Below are 576 nucleotides of genomic sequence, written 5' to 3'. Positions count from 1 at the left end.
CAAATGGCATAGAAGTTCACACTGTAAACAAAGTGGGCTATCGCCTTTCAATCACAGAGCCGCCACACCCCGCTTTGTTAGAGAAATTCAGTGCTCAAAACGCAGAAGATAAAACACACCCAGAGGTCAAAGTGGTTCAGAAAGACGTGCTTGCGCCACCAGTATGTGACACCGTCACTCAAGCTGACATAGAAAGTAACGACAAAGACGACAAGGGTTTAGGGATTAAAGAGTCACAAGATAAAGAGCCAAACCAGATCGAAGCACTCGAGCTTACCAATCGTCAAACCTCGTCACTTTGGCAGAGTGTAAAAAACTCGATAAGTGTGGTTATTGAGAAGTGGACCGCTAAGAAATGGTCTAACGGCAACATGGATAACAACCAGAAAGCAGGTGTGTTTCAGACACTCGGGTTTATCGTCGCAATGAGCCTTCTCGTCGTCACCGCGTATTACTCTTGGGTAGGTCAATCAGACGATGATTTGGCACAACAGCATTTTCAAAAACTGACGAACAGCAATCAAACGCTCTACGTCAATGATGAGTCAGAATATCTACTGGCTTTGCAGATTCTAA

Annotated in this window: 1 protein-coding gene; it reads left to right on the top strand. The window is 44.8% G+C overall.

All coding sequences use genetic code 11. The features are described 5' to 3' along the window. The coding region (locus tag KIV40_RS32330; protein WP_285353443.1) for a hypothetical protein at window positions 1–576 on the top strand (576 nt) is incomplete at both ends.

The organism is Vibrio sp. D173a (assembly GCF_030248475.1).
This window is presented reverse-complemented; position numbering and strand designations above follow the sequence as displayed.